The organism is Streptodolium elevatio, from assembly GCF_053592165.1.
In genome coordinates this window covers 131,539-149,967 of the sequence record NZ_JBSFVE010000016.1, presented here as the reverse complement: position 1 = coordinate 149,967, position 18,429 = coordinate 131,539, and the positions used below count along the sequence as shown (strand labels likewise).

The window sequence follows — 18,429 nt, the reverse complement described above, 5'->3', positions numbered from 1 at the left end:
ACGTCCATCGACAAAATCCGCAGCAGAGCGTTAAGCCTGGACTGAACAATCGCGGTGCCCTAGCGTGGCCGGTATGACGTCTCCCTCCGACCTCGACCTCCGCAAGGTGCGCGTGCTGCGCGAACTCGACCGGCGCGGGACGGTCTCGGCGGTCGCCGAGGCGCTGCACCTGACGCCGTCGGCGGTGTCGCAGCAGTTGACCGCGCTGTCGCGTGAGACGGGCGTACGCCTGCTGGAACCGGCCGGCCGCCGCGTACGGTTGACCGGCGCCGCCCGTGTCCTGCTCCGGCACGCCGATCACCTTTTCGCGCAACTGGAGCGCGTACAAGCCGATCTGGCGGCCTATCAGGAAGGCGGCACGGCCGAAGTACGCATCACCGCGTTCGGCTCGGCCATCACCGGCCTCGTCCTGCCCGCGCTGCGGGATCTGCGCGAGCGCCGGCCGGGTCTGTCGCTGGTGCTCCGCGAGTCCGAGCTGCCCGAGGGCTACACGGGTCTCGTGGCCGGTGAGATGGACATCGCAATCGTCATCGCGGCGCCGGACGGCCCGGCGGGCGACGACGCCCGGTTCGCGCGGATGCCGCTGATGTCCGACCCGCTCGATGTGATGATGCCCGCGGACCACCCTCTTGCGAACGCCCGCGAGATCTCTCTCACGGACCTCGTCGAGGACACATGGGTGACGGGATCCGTCGGCGCGTGCAGCCAGTTGACCGCGACGGCGTGTGCCGCGGCCGGGTTCGCGCCGCGTGTCCGGCACCGCGCGGACGAATGGACCACCATCTTCGGCCTGGTCGAGGCGGGTTTGGGGATCTCGCTCGTGCCCCGGCTGGTGAGCGCGAAGATGTCGACCATGACACCGCAGCACACGGGCAACGTGGTCCTGCGGGTGCTGACCGGCCAGGCCCCGCAGCGGCACATCGCGGCGTACGTCCGCAACGGCTCCGAAACCGCCCCGCACTTGGCCATCGTGCTGGACGCGCTCGCGGCGCAGGCCGGCCGGGTCGAGGCCGGGCGGCCGTTGGCCGTGGCCTGAGGCGATCGGCGCGACGGCGTCCGCGGTGAGGGCGGCCGGCGCCGGGTCGGCGATGCCGCGCGGCTCGATGGCCAGAGCGGGATGGTCCATGTCCGGCAGTCCATTTCGCGCCTTCCCTGCGGAACGTGACGGCGATCACCACGATCTGCGCGAATTCGCACGGAACGAATCGGCGTCCGGGCTCCTCCTCCCACCGACACGCCGTCAGGTTCGGAAGGGGATCCCTCGATGAGCAACCCACTGGTGCCGTTGCGCGCCTCCAGGGCACGTCGCTTCGGCAGTGCCGTTGCGGCGCTGCTCGCGGGCGACGCGCTCGTGCACGCCGTCTGGGCGACGGGCCTCACATGGCCCGCCGATTCTGCGCGGGGCCTGTCCTACGCCGTTCTCAATGCCGATGTTCCTTTCACCCCAAAGGTGTTGCTCCCGCTCTGTGCGTTGCTGGGCACGGCGGCCGCATCCGTGTACGTGCACTCGCACCGCGTCGGCGGACGCCGGGTGCGGCAGGCGGCCCGCCTCGGCACGGCGGCGGTTGCCGGCGGACTCGCGCTGCGGGCGTCGGCCGGGGCGGTATGGATCACGGGAGTGGGGGGCGACATGGACGTGCCGTTCTACTGGCTGAATCTGGTGCTGTACACCCCGGCGTGCGTGGGCTTCGGGTACGCGGCGATGCGCCTGGCGGCGACTCCGGTCGAACCGTCGCCGGAGACGACCACCGGGGAAGCTCCCGCACGCGAGGTGACGGCACGGGAAGCCGCGGTGGCGCGGGGCCGCCGTGCCCGGACGGGCGAAACTCTCGGGGGATGATCGGCACTGTGACCGAACAGCCCCCGAGACAGCCGCCGAGGCAGCCGCCGAGACTGCCGTCCGGGCGGCCGCCTGACACCGCGGCGGACCGCCGGGCGCGCGGGATCGCGCTGGCCCGGGCCGCGCGGCAGGGCGACACGCTGGCGATGAACGACCTGCTCGACCAGCTGATCCCCTACGTCTCGTCCATCTGCGCGCCCATCGCCCTGAGCAGTCGTCAGGACGCGGTCCAGGAAACGCTGGTGGCGGTGTTCCGCGCGCTGCGGTCGCTCGACGAGCCCGAGGCCTTGTACGCGTGGGTCCGCGCGGTCGCGGTACGCGAGGCCGTCCGCGTGGCCCGCCGTGACGCGCGCGACCTGCCCGTCGAGCCGATCGACCTGCCCGCCCCGGGCGACCCGCAGCTCGCCGCCGACATCGGCGACGTCGTCTCCCGGCTGTCCCCCGAGCACCGCGCGGTCCTGGTGCTGCGCGACGTGGAGGGGCTCGACGAGAAGGAGGCCGCCGCGTTGCTGGGCGTACCCGAGGGCACGGTGAAGTCCCGGCTGCACCGTGCCCGTGCCGGATTCCGAAGGATGTGGTCGTCATGACGGACATGCTCGAAGGCATGGCCGACGGGATGCCGCCGCTCGGCTCGGTCGGACGCATGCGCGTCATGGCCGCCGGGGTGCGCGGGGCACGGGTCGTCGAAGGCGTGCTCCCCGCGTCGTTCCGCGACGTGTGGCTGGTGATGGGCGATCTGGAGGGCGGCTTCGGCGAGTTCCAGCCGGACATGCGCAAGGTGCGCGTCGAGAGTGTCGACGGGGACCGGGTCACCGCGCTCGCCCGGAGCAGGTACGGCCCGCGGGCGCGCCTGCACGGTGTGCTGCGCCCTGGCTGGTGCTGGCTCCAGAGTCGCTTTCTGCTGGTGGGCATGGCCGCCGAACCGATCGGGAACCAGGGGACCGGAAGGCCGGCGGAAGGGACCGGCGAGGTCGGAATCCGCGCAGGCGACGGGGACGGCTTCGGGACGCGTGTCGCCCTGACCGGCGGCGTCCGCGTCCCCGGCCGCGCGATGCTCCTGCCCGGCGCGGAGCGCGAACTGCGGCACGCGCTGGCGCTCCTGACGGACCGGGTGGTCGGCCACGGGCCCGGGTGAGGCGCCGCGCAGTCGGCTCGGCGGCAGACCGCGGGGCGGCAGACCACGCGGCCGCGGACACGCCGGTAGCCGTGACCGCGGTGGTGTCGGCGACTGCGTGGCCGACCGCGTTTGCGGTTGCCTCGCATAACCTGGACATGTAGTGTCCAGGTTATGCGGATGAACGAAGGCGTCGAGTGGGCGATGCACTCCTGCGTCAACCTTTCCTGGGTCGCCCCCGAGCGGGCGGTGACCGCGGCGAAGCTGGCCGCGTTCTACGAGCTGCCCACGGCGTACCTCAACAAGCAGCTTCAGGCGCTGGCCCGGACCGACATCCTGACGTCGACGCCCGGCCCGCGCGGCGGGTTCCGCCTCGCCCGACCGGCCGAGCGGATCACGCTGATGGATGTGGTCACCGCGATCGAGGGCCCCGACGAGGCCTTCCGCTGCACCGAGATCCGCCGGCAGGGCCCGAACGCCGACGCCCGGACCGACAACCCCACCCCCTGCCTGATCGACGAGGCCATGCGGCACGCGGACCTCGCCTGGCGCCGCGAGCTGGCCGCCCGGACCATCGCCGACATCCGCGACCAGGTCGAGGCGCGGGCGCCGGGCCGGCCGGACCAGGTCCGCAACTGGTTCGAGCACGCCCGGGTCTGACCTCGCCCGTCCGCATCACAAGACTCACCCCGCAAGCCGGCACCGCTCCACGCCCGCCCCACCCGCCGACTAATTCTGGACATCAATTGTCTGGAACACGGAACGAGACAGAACCGAAAGAGGTGCCGCGATGACCACGGCCGCACTCCGTGCCCTCCCGCGCAGCAGCCACCCCGTCGACGCGGACGGCACGATCGCCGCGACCGCGGCGCCGCGCCGCATTCCGGCGCTCTGGCTGGCACTCCTCGCCACCCCGGTCGCGGCCACCGCCAACGCACCCGTGCTGATCCTCCAGGAGATCTCCGGTGCCCTCGGCACCTCCACGGCGACCGCGACGTGGCTGGTCACCACGTTCGCGTGGGCCATGGCCATCGGCACTCCGCTGGCCGCGGGCCTGCTGCGCCGCCGAGGCGCCACCGCCGCACTGCGCACCGGGACCGTCTCCGTCGTCCTCGGCACGCTCGCGGTCGTGCTGTCGCCGTGGCTGCCGCTCCTGCTCGTCGGCCGGGCAGCCCAGGCGTTCGGCGGCGCCGCCCTGGTCACCGTGGCCATGAACCTCGCCGGCGACGTCCGGCGCATGGGCGTAATCACCGCCGGGTTCGCCATGTGGGGCGCGGTCGGCCCGCTCGCCGGATCCGCGATCACGTCGGCGCTGTCCTGGCGGGCCGCCCTCGTCGTCTCGGCCGTGGGCCTGCTCGCGGTGCCTGCCGTCGCGGCCCACCTGCGCACGCCGGAACGCCACGGCGCCGCGTCGGCCGGTACTCCCGACCGCCCCGCGCAGCCCGGCGCCGACCAGGCGTTCGACGCCCGCGGCGCGGTCGCGCTGGTGACGCTGGTGACCGCGCTTGTCCTGCTCCCCCACTTCACCCTGCCGGCGCTCGCGGTGGCCCTGGTCGCCGCGGTCCTGCTGGCGCTGCACGTGCGGACGCGCCGGGTCGGATTCGTTCCCGTCGCGCTGCTGCGCAGCCCGGTGTTCCTGGCGTCGGCCGGCCTGGCCGGTGCGCTGTCGACGGCGTACTTCGGCCTGCTCTTCGCGGTGCCGCGCCTGATGGACGACGCCACCACCTGGGCCAAGGGCACGATCGGCGTCGCGCAGATGGCCGCCCTGCTGATCGGCGGCGCGGCCTCGTGGGTGCTCGCCGCGGTCTCGGGCCGCCTGGGGCGCGGCCGGGTGACCGCCGTGCTCGTCCTCCTGGGCGTCGCGGGCCCGGTCGCCGCGGTATTCGCCCCCTGGGCGCCGGTGCTGGTCGTCGTCCCGGCACTCGCGGTGCTGGCCGCGTCCGGCGGCCTGTCGACGCTGAGCGTGCGCGCCTCGGAGGCCGCGCCCGCCCCGCTGCGCCCGGCGGCGATCGGTTTGCTCAACCTGACGTACCAGCTCGGTGGCGCTTTCGGTCCCGCGATCGCCCTGCTCGCGGTGGCCTGACCGGGCCCGCCCGTCCCGGCCGACCGGGTGCCCCTGTGGCCGCCGCCGCGCGGCAACAGGGGCATTTGCCTGCCGTGGACACCAACTGCGATGGACTTTGCCCTTGTTGCTCCCCGCCCGGGTGGGCAGGCTGGCGGGGTCAGGGGTCGGCTCACCGGCTGTGCGACATGAGGAGCGTGCCGTGCGCGTTGCGGTGGTGGGTGGCGGAATCGGTGGTCTTGCCGTCGCGCTGTTCCTGGCCCGGAGAGCGCACGACGTCACCGTCTTCGAGCGCGACGGACGCCGGGCCGGGGTCGGGCTCGACGAGGACACCTTCACCTGGGTGCGGCCGAGCGTCCCGCAGGCCGCGCAACCGCACCTGCTGCTCGCCCCGGTGCGCCGCGTCCTGCGCGCCGACGCCCCGGACGTGTACGCGGCGATGCGCGAGCTCGGCGCCGAGGAGTACCACGAGTTCGACTGGTTCGACACCCCGCCGCCCTACCGCCCCGGCGACGAGGAACTGGTGACCGTACGCGCCCGGCGCATCGTCCTGGAGACCGCGCTCGCCGGCGCCGTGGCGCGGCAGCACGGCGCCAACCTCCGGCTCGGCGCCCCGGTACGCGGGCTCGACCTCGACACCTCGGGACCCGTCCCGCACGTGACGGCGGTACGCACCGACCACGGCAGGCACCGCGTCGACCTCGTCCTCGACTGCGCGGGCCGCAGGTCGCCGCTGCCCCGGCTGCTGGCCGAGGCGGGGTGTCGGGCCCCGGTCGTGGAAAGCCACCGCACCGGGCTCGCGTACGTCTGCCGCTGGTACCGCCTGCGCGGGGACGCGCCCAAGCGGGTGCGTCCCGTCTCCATGGCGTCCTTCGCGAGCGCGGCCGTCTTCCCGTCCGACAACGGCGTCTTCGCGGTCGCGCTGCTGGTCGCGACCGCCGACCGCAGCCGGGGCGCGCTGCGCGACCCGGCGGTGTTCGACGCGGCCGCCCGGCTGTTCCCGGCCGCCGCGGCGTGGCTGGACCTCGACCCCGAGCCGCTCACCGGCGTGCGGGCGATGGCCGGCCTCGACAACCGGTGGACCGCGCTCGTCGACGACGAGGGGCCCGTGGTGACCGGTCTGGTGGGCGTCGGCGACTCGGTCGTGCACACCAATCCCACGCTGGGGCAAGGGTGTTCGCTGGCGCTGCGGGAGGCCCAGTGGGTGGCGGCGAACTCCGGTGACGCGAACCGGGAACCGGCCGGGTTCGCGATGGCGTACGCGGCGTGGTGCCGTAGCGCGCTGCGCCCGTGGTTCGACGTGCAGGTGGAGGCGGACCGGGGTCTGGCGGCGGTCGTGGGCCATGACGGGACGTCCGCGCCCCCTGCGTTGTCGGGGCGCGAGGCGGCCCGCATGGCGCGGTCGGCGTGTGCGTACGAGGATCCGGTCGTCATGCGCGCCCGGGCCAAGGTGCAGCACTTGGCGGAGGTCCCGGCCGTGGCGTACGCGGACGAGGAGGTCCGGCGCCACATCGACATGTGGCTGGAGGCCAGGGACGGCCTGGTGCCCGGTCCGGACGGGCCGGAACGCGACGAGTGGCTGGCGGCGGTCGGCGGGTGACCTCGCGCAGGATTGTTTTCGCGCCCGGCGATGAGTTTCGGTGCGGAGGGCGGTCTACCCCTCCGAAAGCGCGGCGACGCTCGCCGCGGCACACGCAACACCGAACGACACCAGGCAGCGGCACGGGCCGTCAGAAGACGGACCGCATCACACCGAGGAGCCCGCAATGTCCGAGACCCCGATGGCCACCACGATGACCGACAACGGCGACGGCGACGTGACCTTCGTGCGCGAGTTCGACGCGCCGCGCGAGGCGGTGTTCGCGGCGTACACCGATCCGGACCAGATCGTGAAGTTCTTCGCGCCCGAGGGCCTCACCGTGCCGCGCGAGAGCGTCACCCTGGAGCCGTGGAAGGGCGGGCGATGCGAACTGACCATGGTCATGGGCGACATGGAGATCCCGTTCGCCGGCGTGTACCTCGACGTGGTCGAGCCCGAGCTGCTGGCGTTCCATGTGCCGGGCGAGGCGATGAAGCAGGAGATCACGCTCACCGACCTGGGCAACGGGCGGACCCGGCTCACCCTGCACCAGACCGACGTCCCGGAGCAGTTCCGCGGCGAGATGGCGCACGCGGGGTTCGACTCCAGCTGGAACCTGCTGGCGCGGCACCTGGCTGCCTGAGGCGTGGCCCGCGGGCGGTGTGCCGTGGACCGGTCGATGCCGACCGGTCCACGGCACACCGCCCTCGTCGTCGTGCTCGAACACGGCGACCTCGGACACGGCGACCTCGAACTCAGCCGGCCAGGTAGGCCGTTCGCTTGCGCAGCCAGTCCAGCGCCGGTTCCGGCAGGTCGTCGATCGCCAACAGACCCGGGAGCAGATCGGGTTCGATCGTCATGGCGCGGAAGAAGTGGGCCACCGTCACGCCGTGGGCCGGACGGTGCACCACCTCGACCGTGTCCCCGGCCTGCACGTCACCGGGTTCGACCACGCGGAAGTACGGACCCGGGCGTCCCGCCCGCATGAACCGCTTGACCCAGCCCTCCTGTTCCAGCCAGCCCTGGAAGGTACGGCACGGGATCCGCACCGTCGCGATTTCCAGGACCACGTCCGCGCCGACGCGCCAGCGCTCGCCCATCAGAGCGGCGTTGACGTCGTAGCCGGCGGTCGTGAGGTTCTCGCCGAAAGCGCCGTTCGGCAGCGTCCTGCCGAGTTCGGTTTCCCAGTGGTCCAGGTCCTCGCGGGCGTAGGCGTAGACCGCCTGGGCGCTGCCGCCGTGGTGCTTCACGTCGTACACCCGGTCGCCGGCCAGCCCGACCGCGCCGGTGCCGCGCGGACCGGGCTCGGTGACGGCCACCGGGCCGGCGACGGGGCGCTTGTCGATCCCGGTCGTGCCGACCGTCTTCCACGGATTGTCGCGGGGCTTGCCGATGTTGACGGAAAGCAGATTCATGGGAGCGACGGTACGGTCGCCGTGGCCGGAAGGCGACGGTTTTCCCGGCCAGAATCACCAGTCCCGGTCCGGAAGAACTCCGTTGGTTGTCAGGCCCGTTCGCCTCCATGATCGGGTGCGACGGCGGCAAGGTACTCGCGGATCGCGCGCAGATTGCGCCCGAGGCAGTCGATGCGCGCCTGGATGCGTTCGGCCTCGCCGCGCAGCAGCGCCGTCGTCTCGGCGGTCAGGCAGTCGGGGTGCGGGTGGAGCTGGTCGGGCCGGTCGAGGAACGGCAGGATGTTCCGGATGATCTCGGTGGTCAGGCCGGAGTCGAGCAGCCCGCGGATCTGCTGGACGCGGTACACGGCAGCTTCCGGATAGCTGCGGTAGCCGTTGTCCGCCCGGTCGGGGTGCAGGAGGTCCTGCTCCTCGTAGTAGCGCAGCATGCGGGTGGGGACCCCGGTCCGCCGCGACAACTCGCCGATCCGCATCCGGCACCTCCTCGTCGGGCTTGTGCTTGTGTGCTCGGGCCTGTGCGCCCGGGCGTTGTGCGCCTGGACTTCGGCGCCGGATCCGCACGGGTCCCTTCGGCGTCGATCTGCCGCACGCCCGCGCTTGCCTTCTCACTGATGTGAAGGTTTCAGCATGGCCATATGCCGACCGCATCAGCAAACGAGCACGTCAACCGGTGTGCCCCGGCCCCGGACGGGCCGTCCGGCACGCGACTGCCCCTGGCCGGGCTGCTCGCACTGTTCACCGCCGCCTTCACGGCCGTGATGACGGAGCTCCTCCCGGCGGGCCTGCTGCCGCGCATGGGCAACGGGCTGGGCGTCCCGGAGAGCCGCGTCGGATTCCTGGTCACGGGCTACGCCGCCGCCTCGTTCCTGGCCGCGATCCCGCTGACCGCCGCCCTGCGCGGGCTGCCCCGGCGACCGATCCTAATCGGCGCGCTGCTCGGCTTCGCGGTGTGCAACGCGGTGACCGCGCTCTCGTCCTCCTATTCGCTGACGTTCGGAGCCCGGCTGGTCGCGGGCGCGATGGGCGGCACGCTGTGGGCGATGCTCGCGGGGTACGCCTCCCGCATGGCCCCGCCCGAGCGCCGCGGCAGCGCGATCGCGATCGTGCTCGCGGGGATCACCGTCGCGCTCGCCGCCGGCATCCCCGCCGGGACCGCCCTGGCCGCGGCGGCCGGCTGGCGCGCCGCGTTCGGGACCGTCGCGGTCCTCGGTCTCGCGGTCGCGGCGTGGGTGCGCTGGAAGGTGCCGGACTTCCCCGGGGAGCCGGCGGCCGGCCGCGCACCGCTGCGCCGCATCGCCGCCAAGCCCGGCATCGCGCCGGTGCTCGCGGTGACGCTGTTCCTGCTCCTCGGGCACCAGGCGGTCTACACGTACCTCGCGCCGCTCACCGAGCGCTCGGGCTTCGGCCGGACCGGTCCCGTGCTCGCGGTCTTCGGCGTCGCCACGGTCGCGGGCATCTGGGCGGCCGGGACGCTGACCGACCGGCATCTGCGCGCGAGCCTGCTGGGTGCCCTCGCGGTCACCGCCACGGCGCTGCTGGCACTCGGCGCCGCCGGGCGGAACGGTGTCGTGCTGATCGTGGCGGTGGCCCTGTGGGGGGCGGCGTTCGGCGGCGCCCCGACGCTGATCCAGACGGCGCTGGTGGACGTGTCCGGCCCGGCCGACGCGGACGTGGCGACCGCGTTGCAGGCCACCGTCTACAACGCGGGGATCGCGGCGGGCTCCCTGGCCGGTGGCGTCGTGCTCGACAACGCCGGGGCGGGGGCGCTGCCGTGGACCGCGCTCCCGCTCGTCCTGGGTGCGCTGACGGTCGTGCTGCTCGCCGTCCGGCATGCCTTCCCGGCTCCGGCGCGACGGGCCGCCGCGGCCGGTCGGACCCCGCGGATCAGCCCGGGCGGGAGCTGATCCGCGGGTCGCGACGAGCACCGGGCCGGCCAGGGGACCGGCCGCTGGTGCGGCCGCCGGATAGGCGGCAGGAGCCTGGTCGCCGGAGTCGGCCGCCGTGCGGGTCGCATGTCCCGGCCACCGGACGGGTCAGAGGTGGTCGAGGGCCGAGGCGGGGTCGCGGTCCGGGCGGCCGGAGGGCCACCACACGCCGCCGCGCTCCTCGTACGGGTACCACCGGCCGTCCCGCCCGTAGCGGAGCTGTCGGCCGCCGCCCGCGTCCGTCCATCGGTTGCGCGACACGGCGAACGCCCGGCCCGCCTCCGGGTCGTCAGCCCACACTTCCTGGAACTCGGTATTGGCGCGCGCGAGTTCGGTGCGGTTCGGGCGCCACGGGCTGTCGAACACCTCGAAGCCGCGGGGGCCTCCGTACCGCCAGGCGGCCACCCCGCGCTCGAAATCGGCGGGGCGGTCGTGTGCGGCGCGCAGGCGGCGGTGTGCGTCGGGGTCGTCGTGGCGGGCCGCCAGCCGTAGGGCGTCCGCCCGTTCGCCGAGGTCCGCGAGGTCCAGCAGCGGTGCCGGGTCACCGGAGGCTTCGTCACCGGATGCCGCCTCCCCGGTCATGCCCTGCCCGCCCGCCGGGACCAGCGCCGCGCACAGCAGTTCGAACGCCCGCTCGGCGGCGTCGCGGGCCAGCAGCCGCAGCGCCGCGAACTCCAGCTCGGGCCCGTCCGCAACGGTCGGCATCTCCCCCGGCGCGTCCGGGAGTTCGGGATCCGCGGGCAGCGGGCCGGGTCGGGCCGCGTAGGCGTCCCGCGCGGCGACCGCCGCCCGTATCGGTTCGCCCGCGCCCCCGCCCTCACGGGCGCCCTCGGCACCGCGCTGTTGCAGGGCCGCCAGGAAGTCCTGCTCGCCCAGACCACGCATCAGCAGGAGCAGGAACGGGTCCTCGTCGACCAGCCATGCCGCCTGGTAGGCGAGTGCCGCGGCGTGGCGGCAGGGGTGCCCCCAGTCCTCGCAGTCGCACGACGGGTCCAGGTCGCCCATGCCGGGCAGCAGCGGCACGCCCACGTCCTCCGCCGCGGCCACCAGGTCGTGCGGCATGTCCCTGCGCAGCAGGGCCGCGATGTGGCCCGCGCGGGCCGCCACTTGGTCGAGGAAGCGGTCCCACTGGCGGGCGGTCAGCGGTTGCAGGGTGAGGGTCGTACGGTGGATCTCGCCCTCGCCGTGCACGGGCGCGAAGAGGTGGCCCGGGCTGACCGTGATGCTGCCGACGCGACCGGTAAAGGCGTACTTGCGGCCGTTGCGCAGCGCCTCGGAGTCCAGTGCCGCGTCTTCGAGCGCCTGGATCCAGGCCTTGCCCCACCACGAGCGGGCGAAGCCCCGGCCGCCGCGGCGGCCGGCCGGGAACGCGGGGAAACCACGAGCGGATTCGTTCACCGGGCGCTCCTCAGTTCGACCAGGTCCGCCAGTTCGGCGTCGGACAGTTCGGTGAGCGCGGCCTCGCCCGAGGCCAGCACGGCGTCGGCGAGGGAGCGCTTGGCGGCGAGCATGTCGGCGATGCGGTCCTCGACGGTGCCCTCCGCGATGAAGCGGTGCACCTGCACGGGACGGGTCTGCCCGATGCGGTACGCGCGGTCCGTCGCCTGGTCCTCGACCGCCGGGTTCCACCAGCGGTCGAAGTGCACGACGTGGTCGGCGCGGGTGAGGTTGAGCCCGGTGCCGGCGGCCTTCAGGGACAGCAGGAACACCGGGACCTCGCCGTCCTGGAAGCGCCGCACCAGCTCCTCGCGCCGGGCCACCGGCGTTCCACCGTGCAGGAGTTGGGTCGGCACGCCGCGGTCGGCGAGATGGCGTTCGATGAGCCGGGCCATCGCGACGTACTGCGTGAAGACGAGTACGGCGCCGTCCTCGGCGGTGATGGTGTCGACGAGTTCGTCGAGCAGTTCGAGCTTGCCGGAGCGGCCCGCGAGGCGGGGCTGCTCCTCCTTCAGATACTGGGCAGGGTGGTTGCAGATCTGTTTGAGCCCGGTGAGCAGTTTGACGACCCGGCCTCGGCGCGCGATGCCGGTGGTCCCGGCGACCTCGGCGAGGAGCTCGCGGACCGTCGCCTCGTAGAGCGCGGCCTGTTCGCGGCTCAGGGCCACGGGCTGGTCGGTCTCGGTCTTGGGCGGCAGTTCCGGGGCGATGCCGGGGTCGGACTTGCGGCGGCGCAGCAGGAACGGGCGTACCAGACGCGCGAATCGCTCGGCCGCGGCCGGGTCCTTGCGCGACTCGACGGGCACCGCCCACCGGGTGCGGAACGCCGCGAGCGGGCCCAGCAGACCGGGGGTCGTCCAGTCGAGGACGGCCCACAGCTCGGTCAGGTTGTTCTCGACCGGCGTGCCGGTGAGGGCGACGCGGGCGAGAGCGGGAATCCGGCGCAGCTCCTTGGCCGTTCCCGAACGCGGGTTCTTGACGTGCTGCGCCTCGTCGGCGACGAGCAGGCCCCAGGGCGCGGCCGAGAGTTTGTCGGCGTCGCGACGCATGGTGCCGTATGTCGTGAGCACAAACCCGTCGGCGAGGTCCGCGAGATCGCGCCGCGTGCCGTGGAAGCGGCGGACCGGGGTGCCGGGGGCGAAGCGGCGGATCTCGCGCTCCCAGTTGCCGAGCAGCGAGGCGGGGCACACGACGAGCGTCGGGCCGGCGGTCGTGTCGTCCTGTTGGCGGTGCAGGTGGAGCGCGATCAGGGTGACCGTCTTGCCGAGCCCCATGTCGTCGGCGAGGCAGCCGCCGAGGCCCAGTTCGGTCATGCGGGCGAGCCAGCGCAGGCCGCGCAGTTGGTAGTCGCGGAGTGTGGCGTCCAGGGCGGCGGGCGGTGCGACGGCCTCGACCGCGGCGGCCGCGTCCGGGTCGGCGATGCGGTCGCGGAGGGCGCTCAGCCACCCTTCGGCGCGTACCGGCACGCGTACGCCGTCGATCTCGGTGCCGCCGGTCAGAGCGGCCCCGAGGGCGTCGACCGCGGTGAGCGGCTTCAAGTGGCGTTCGCGTGCCTTGCGCAGCAGTTCGGGGTCGACGAGCATCCAGCGGTCGCGGAGCCGGACGATCGGCCGGTGGGATTCCGCGAGGGCGTCCATCTCGGCATCGGTGAGGTCGCTGTCGCCGAGCGCGAGCCGCCAGTGGAACGCGAACGCGGCGTCGCCGCCGAAGAACGACGGGCGTGCGGACGGCTCGTCGCGCGGCCCCGATTCGGCGCCGACGACGGCCGTGGCGGTCAGGCGGCGTACCAGCGACTTGGGCCAGTGCACGTCGATGCCCGCGGCGGCCAGGCGCGCGCCCGCGCGGCCGAGGAGGTCGCCCACTTCGTCGTCGGCGAGGTCGAGGACGTCGGGGACGGCCTGGTCGAGGAGGCGTTCGAGGGCGGGCCAGGCGTCGGCTGCGCGGCGTACGGCGATCGTCGCGTCGAGGCGGGCGCGGGGGCCGAGTCGGGCCACGGCGTCGGACGCCGTGGCTGATGCGGATGCCGCGCCTGCGGACGACGTTGCCGGTCCGGTCCCCCACAGGTCCGCCGCGTCGACGACGAGGGTCGGGTCGGCGAGGCTGTGCAGTTGGACGACGGCGCGGAAGCCGCTGGCGGCGAGGTCGCCGAGGCCGTCCTCGTCGTCCGGGTCCCCGCCCGGGAGTTCGATGCGCAGCGAGGCGCGCAGCCCGGCGTCGAGGCCCGAGGCGACCTCGTCGGCCCACGGGCGCAGTTGCGGCGCCCGGGTGGCCGTGCGGGCGGCGAACAGCGGTGTCCCGGCGGCCCGGGCGGCGGCCGGCGTGCGGGGCATCGTGTCGGCGACGGCGTCCAGGAGGCCGCGCACCAGTTCCTCGGCGTCGGCCAGTTCGAGCAGCGTGCCGGACGCGGCCCCCGGCGCGGGGTCGGGCGCATCGGCGGACGTGGGCACCGCACGGGCCTCGGGCGGCATGGCGTGCGCGAGGTCGCGTACGCGCGCGACGTCGGCGGCATCGAGCGGCCCGACGCGCCACGCGTCGAAGTCGCCGGGGGTGACACCGGGCAGGATGCGTCCGCGCGCGACCAGTTGCAGGGCGACGACGCAGACCGAGCCCCAGAACGCGGCTGCGCGGTGCGCGCCGGGGGCGGTGCGGGCGCGGGACAGGACGGGCACGGCCGCGGCGACGGGGACGCGCACCGCAGGCATCTGTCGCACCGCCACCACGCCCGTCGCGGGGTCGGGCGCCGCGACGGCCAGGTCGACCGGCTCTCCGGCCCCGAACGGAAGGTCGACGCCGTCCGGACTCCAGAAGACCAGGTGCGACTGCCGCGGCGGGTCGGCCGGTTCGAAGACGGGCGCGCAGCGGGCAAGGGCAGCCGCCTCGGCGGGGCCGACCGCCGCGGGTCCGGAGGTCGAACGGCCGGAGTTGTGGGCGGAAGCGGATGTGGAGGCGGTACGGGTGGTGCCTGTCGCCATGCGCTGGGTTCCTCCGGATCAGGGACTCCGTACAGCGTACGGTACGATGTACGGAGATCCAACGGGACGCCCCCGCGGTTTGTTCCCGGGTCGGGATCGGAACCGGCCGGGCTCCGATCCGGGACACGTTCATCCTCACCCGGCCCGTTCTCGGGCCCACGGCGGCCCCGCGCCGGCCCCGCTTCAGCCGCGGGCGCGCTCGTCGACAAAGCGTTCGACGCCGTCCAGCAGCCGCTGGAGTCCGAACTCGAATCCTTCGCCCGGCGAGGTCTCGAAGGCGCCCGAGTACCAGGCGGCGTACAGCGTGGGATAGCGGCTCTGCTGGATGAACCGCTCCAGCATGGGCGTGGCCTTGTCCCACCATTCCTCGTAGTCGACGTCCGACTCGCGGTCGGCGGCACCGATGTCGGCGGTGATCTGCGCGACCCCGCGTACATATCCGTCGACCAGATTGACGATGTCGACCATCTCGCGCTGGGTCAGGCCGATCCCGGACACCGCCCGCATGGCGAACTCCGAGCGCGCGGTCTCGGCCGGCCCGAGGAGCATCAGTCCGGGCGTCGACAGGGACACCAGCCACGGGTGCCGAAGCGCCACCGCGCGGTCGGCGCGCGCGTGCAGTTCGAGTCCCTCGCGCCACGTGCCGCTGAAGGCCTCGGGTCGGTCGGCTTCGGCCAGCACGGTGTCGACCATCAGGTTGAGCAGCTCGTCCTTGCCCGGCACATAGGTGTAGAGCGACATCGTCCCGACACCGAGCCGCTCGGCGACCTTGCGCATCGACAGCGCCGCGACACCGGTCTCGTCGGCCAGCGCGATTGCCGCCGCCACGATGCGGTCGACGCTGAGGCCGGGCTTCGGGCCGCGCGCCGGGGGCTCCTTCGCGCGCCACAGCAGCGCGAGCGTGCGCGTGGGGTCCGACCTGCCGGTCTTCTCAGCCATATGACCGTCCTCACTCAAGTCCGTACGGCGTACGGTTGGCACTCCGTACGCCGTACCGTACGGTGTACGGAGTAGGTCCGTACGGTGTACACAGTTTAGGAGGCCACCCTCGTGACTGCCTTGACCAGGGCCCCGGCCGGAGTGCCGCGGCAGGCGGCTGCCGACACGGCGGCGATCCGCACCCTGGGGCTGCGCAAGGACTATCGGGGCACGCCCGCCCTCGACGGCATCGACTTGGAGGTGCCGCGCGGCACGGTCCACGGGCTGCTCGGCCCGAACGGCGCGGGCAAGACCACGGCGGTGCGCATCCTGGCGACGCTGCTGCGCCCGGACGGCGGGCGTGCCGAGGTCGCGGGCTTCGACGTGGCCCGCGACCCGTCCGAGGTGCGGCTGCGCGTCGGGCTGCTCGGCCAGCACGCCGCCGTCGACGAGATCCTCGACGGTCGGCAGAACCTGGAGATGTTCGCGCGCCTGTACCACCTCGCGCCGCGTGCGGCCCGTGCCCGGGCCGCCGAACTGCTCGAGCGCTTCGGCCTCGCGGACACCGGCCGCAAGCCGGTCGGCGCGTACTCGGGCGGAATGCGCCGTCGGCTCGACCTCGCGGCGGCCATGATCCTGGCACCCGAGGTCATGTTCCTGGACGAGCCGACAACCGGCCTCGACCCGCGTGCCCGGACCGAAGTCTGGGCTTCGGTCCGGGAGTTGGTCGCAGGCGGCACCTCCGTCCTGCTCACCACGCAGTACCTGGAGGAGGCCGACCGGCTGGCCGACGCCATCACCGTCGTCGATCGCGGCCGGGTTGTCGCGCGCGGCACTCCTGACGACCTCAAGGCCCGACTGGGCGGAGACCGCATCGACGTCGTACTCGCCGAGGACGCCGATGTAGCCGCCGCGGCACGCCTGTTGGAACAGGTGACGGGCGGGGTGCCGGCGGAGGTGGACGCGGCGGCCCGGCGGGTCGGCGTACCGGTGCGCGACCGGGTGGCGGCCCTGACGGCCGTCGTCGGTGCGTTGCGGGACGCCGGGATCGAGGCGGAGGACATCGCTCTGCGGCGGCCGACGCTGGACGAGGTCTTCGTGGACCTGACCGGCCGTACCCCCGAGGCGAAGGCGGCGACCGCGGCCGCCCCGGCGCAGGAGACCGAGAAGGAGGCGGGCGCATGACCACCCACTTGGACACAAGCACAAGCACAAGCACAAGCACGAGCGCGACCGCACCGGCAGCGAACGGCGACGACGGCGCCGGCCTGCTCCCGAGCCCCGCCCTCCCCAAGAGCCCCGCGTCCCGGCTGCGTTGGGCCGCCGCGGACTCGTGGACGCTGACGCTGCGCACGTTCAGGCACTGGGCCCGGCAGCCTGCGGCCCTGATCCTGGCGCTGCTGTTCCCGGTGCTGCTGGTACTGATGTTCGGCTACCTGTTCGGCGGCCAGATGCAGGTGCCGGGAGGCGGCAACTACCGGGAGTTCCTGCTCCCGGGGATGTTCGCGATGTCGATGGTGTTCGGCATCGAGACGACGTTCGCCGCGGTCTCCACCGACGCCGCCCGCGGGGTCACCGACCGGTTCCGTTCGATGCCGATCGCCGCCTCCGCGGTCGTCGTGGGGCGCAGCGTGGCGGACATGGCCCACTCGGTCGTGGCGCTCGCGGTGATGGTCGTGTGCGGGCGCCTGGTCGGATGGAGCTGGCACGACGGGCTCGTCCGCGCGGCGGCCGCGTTCGCCCTGCTCCTGCTGTTGCGGTTCGCCCTGCTCTGGGTCGGCATCTACCTGGGTCTGGTCGCCCGCGGGCCGGAATCGCTGGTGGCCATCCAGGTCCTGGTGTGGCCGATCGGGTTCCTGTCCAACGCGTACGCCTCGCCCGCGTCGATGCCGGACTGGCTCGGCGCGATCGCCGAGTGGAACCCCCTGTCGGCGACGGTGGCGGCGGCCCGCGAACTGTTCGGCAACCCGGGCTGGGGCGGCGACTCCTTCGCGGCCCGGCACGCGGTGGAACTGGCCGTCGCCTGGCCGGTGTTGATCACCGCCGTCTTCCTGCCCCTGGCGGTACGCCGCTTCAACCGCCTGGACCGCTGACACTCGGACCACCGCCAGGGGCGCTCAGAAGAGGGTGGGCGGCGGGGCCTCCGGAGCGCCCTCGATCGTCAGCATCCGCCACTTGGTGTCGACGCCGCCGTGCGCCGAGAACCCGCCGGACGCACCGCCGGCGGCGAGCACCCGATGGCACGGCACCACGATCGCGCACGGGTTGCGCCCGAGGGCGTGCCCGACCGCGCGGGCGGCACCGGGCATGCCCAGGCTGCGGGCGACTTCGCCGTACGTCATGGTCCGCCCGGGCGGGATCGCCCGGGCGACCGCGTACACCCGGCGATTGAACTCCGGTACGCCGTCGAGGTCGAGCACGATGTCGTGCAGGTCGCGCGGTTCGCCGCGGAGCAAAGCGCATATCGCCTTGATGGCGTCGCGCACTTCCGGCGGCGGCTTGCCGCCGGACGCCTCGGGCGCCCCGGCCGCCGCTCCTGGCACCCACGCACCCGCGTCGCCGGCCTCCCCCGCGGGTCCGGCGGCTGCCAGCCTCGCCCGCGTAGTGGCGTCGTCCCGCTCCGGCAACTGCACTCTGGTCACACCCTGCGGGCCCCAGGCGATGCCGCAGCGGCCGATTGCGGTGTCGAAGAGCGTGAAGCCGCGGTTGGTCATGATCCCAGTCTGCCTTCCTCGCCCTCGTGTGGCCCGCAGTTGGTCCTCACGTGGCGCAGACGCAGAACTGGTTCCCCTCGTTGTCGCCGAACACGACCCACCCGGACGTTCCTTCGCCGTGCCGGGAAAGGCGCTTGGCGCCGAGCGCCTCGACGCGGGCGGCCTCGGCGTGCAGGTCGTCGGTGACCAGGTCGAGGTGCAGGCGGTTCTTGCCCTCGCGCCTCTCGGGCACGACGTTGATGCACAGCCCGGGGCCGGCCCCCTCGGGGTCGACGAGGTACGTGTAAGCATCGTCCTGCGCATCCACCTTGTACCCGGTGACGGCCGCCCAGAAGGCGGTGGAGCCCGCGAGATCGTTGGTGTCGATACTGACGTTGGCAATGCGGAGGCCCATGGCTGCAATCCCTCTCGGAGGTCGACTGACGAGCGACTGGCGTAACCTTCTATTCGTGA

Annotated in this window: 18 protein-coding genes; 11 read left to right on the top strand and 7 right to left on the bottom strand. The window is 73.7% G+C overall.

What is annotated here, in order from left to right:
* The first annotated feature begins 73 nt into the window (after positions 1–73).
* The 8 genes from ACWD12_RS27270 to ACWD12_RS27235 all read left to right on the top strand — a co-directional run bounded on the left by ACWD12_RS27270 (position 74) and on the right by ACWD12_RS27235 (position 7,238).
* Positions 74–1,036, top strand: a complete 963-nt coding sequence (locus ACWD12_RS27270; RefSeq protein ID WP_358362581.1) for a LysR family transcriptional regulator — start codon at positions 74–76, stop codon at positions 1,034–1,036.
* Positions 1,037–1,264: 228 nt separating this feature from the next.
* Entirely contained in the window at positions 1,265–1,840 is a 576-nt protein-coding gene (locus tag ACWD12_RS27265) for a DUF3995 domain-containing protein (protein WP_450101748.1), read from the top strand.
* The gene (locus ACWD12_RS27260) at positions 1,837–2,427 is read left to right on the top strand and encodes an RNA polymerase sigma factor (protein WP_450101747.1); all 591 of its coding nucleotides are present in this window, start codon (positions 1,837–1,839) and stop codon (positions 2,425–2,427) included. Before ACWD12_RS27265 ends, ACWD12_RS27260 begins: the two co-directional genes overlap by 4 nt.
* Positions 2,424–2,975, top strand: coding sequence for a hypothetical protein (locus ACWD12_RS27255; protein WP_450101746.1), 552 nt, complete (start codon positions 2,424–2,426; stop codon positions 2,973–2,975). Before ACWD12_RS27260 ends, ACWD12_RS27255 begins: the two co-directional genes overlap by 4 nt.
* 159 nt (positions 2,976–3,134) lie before the next feature.
* On the top strand, positions 3,135–3,614 hold the full coding sequence (locus ACWD12_RS27250; protein ID WP_450101815.1) for an RrF2 family transcriptional regulator: 480 nt from the start codon (positions 3,135–3,137) through the stop codon (positions 3,612–3,614).
* Between the two features lie 130 nt (positions 3,615–3,744).
* Positions 3,745–5,037, top strand: a complete 1,293-nt coding sequence (locus ACWD12_RS27245) for an MFS transporter (protein WP_450101745.1) — start codon at positions 3,745–3,747, stop codon at positions 5,035–5,037.
* A 181-nt stretch (positions 5,038–5,218) separates the two neighbouring features.
* Positions 5,219–6,616 (top strand): FAD-dependent oxidoreductase, encoded by a 1,398-nt coding sequence (locus ACWD12_RS27240; RefSeq protein ID WP_450101744.1) that lies wholly within the window; start codon positions 5,219–5,221, stop codon positions 6,614–6,616.
* Between the two features lie 166 nt (positions 6,617–6,782).
* A complete protein-coding gene (locus ACWD12_RS27235) occupies positions 6,783–7,238 on the top strand; it encodes an SRPBCC family protein (protein ID WP_358362570.1) in 456 nt (151 codons plus the stop codon).
* Positions 7,239–7,350: 112 nt separating this feature from the next.
* Here the strand turns inward: ACWD12_RS27235 and ACWD12_RS27230 are convergent, their stop codons facing one another.
* Positions 7,351–8,010 carry an MOSC domain-containing protein gene (locus ACWD12_RS27230; protein WP_358357645.1) on the bottom strand — a complete coding sequence of 220 codons (660 nt, stop codon included), beginning with the start codon at positions 8,008–8,010 and terminating at the stop codon, positions 7,351–7,353.
* Between the two features lie 89 nt (positions 8,011–8,099).
* A complete protein-coding gene (locus ACWD12_RS27225) occupies positions 8,100–8,483 on the bottom strand; it encodes a MerR family transcriptional regulator (RefSeq protein WP_450101743.1) in 384 nt (127 codons plus the stop codon).
* A 162-nt stretch (positions 8,484–8,645) separates the two neighbouring features.
* Here ACWD12_RS27225 and ACWD12_RS27220 point away from each other — a divergent pair, with 162 nt between their 5' ends.
* The gene (locus ACWD12_RS27220; RefSeq protein WP_450101742.1) at positions 8,646–9,914 is read left to right on the top strand and encodes an MFS transporter; all 1,269 of its coding nucleotides are present in this window, start codon (positions 8,646–8,648) and stop codon (positions 9,912–9,914) included.
* Between the two features lie 129 nt (positions 9,915–10,043).
* Here the strand turns inward: ACWD12_RS27220 and ACWD12_RS27215 are convergent, their stop codons facing one another.
* From ACWD12_RS27215 to ACWD12_RS27205, 3 genes are all read right to left on the bottom strand, one after another.
* Positions 10,044–11,333 carry an SWIM zinc finger family protein gene (locus tag ACWD12_RS27215; protein ID WP_450101741.1) on the bottom strand — a complete coding sequence of 430 codons (1,290 nt, stop codon included), beginning with the start codon at positions 11,331–11,333 and terminating at the stop codon, positions 10,044–10,046.
* Entirely contained in the window at positions 11,330–14,344 is a 3,015-nt protein-coding gene (locus ACWD12_RS27210) for a DEAD/DEAH box helicase (protein WP_450101740.1), read from the bottom strand. Before ACWD12_RS27210 ends, ACWD12_RS27215 begins: the two co-directional genes overlap by 4 nt.
* A gap of 183 nt (positions 14,345–14,527) precedes the next feature.
* A complete protein-coding gene (locus ACWD12_RS27205; RefSeq protein ID WP_450101739.1) occupies positions 14,528–15,283 on the bottom strand; it encodes a TetR/AcrR family transcriptional regulator in 756 nt (251 codons plus the stop codon).
* A 111-nt stretch (positions 15,284–15,394) separates the two neighbouring features.
* On the opposite strand from ACWD12_RS27205, the gene ACWD12_RS27200 reads away from it, so the two are divergent.
* Together ACWD12_RS27200 and ACWD12_RS27195 are read left to right on the top strand one after the other, a co-directional pair.
* Positions 15,395–16,447, top strand: a complete 1,053-nt coding sequence (locus tag ACWD12_RS27200; protein WP_450101738.1) for an ATP-binding cassette domain-containing protein — start codon at positions 15,395–15,397, stop codon at positions 16,445–16,447.
* On the top strand, positions 16,444–17,355 hold the full coding sequence (locus ACWD12_RS27195; RefSeq protein WP_450101737.1) for an ABC transporter permease: 912 nt from the start codon (positions 16,444–16,446) through the stop codon (positions 17,353–17,355). The genes ACWD12_RS27200 and ACWD12_RS27195 overlap by 4 nt, the downstream gene beginning before the upstream one ends.
* A gap of 24 nt (positions 17,356–17,379) precedes the next feature.
* On the opposite strand, the gene ACWD12_RS27190 is transcribed toward ACWD12_RS27195, so the two are convergent.
* Together ACWD12_RS27190 and ACWD12_RS27185 are read right to left on the bottom strand one after the other, a co-directional pair.
* Entirely contained in the window at positions 17,380–17,976 is a 597-nt protein-coding gene (locus ACWD12_RS27190) for a methylated-DNA--[protein]-cysteine S-methyltransferase (protein WP_450101736.1), read from the bottom strand.
* Between the two features lie 46 nt (positions 17,977–18,022).
* Positions 18,023–18,370, bottom strand: coding sequence for a VOC family protein (locus ACWD12_RS27185; protein WP_450101735.1), 348 nt, complete (start codon positions 18,368–18,370; stop codon positions 18,023–18,025).
* Between the last annotated feature and the right edge of the window lie 59 nt (positions 18,371–18,429).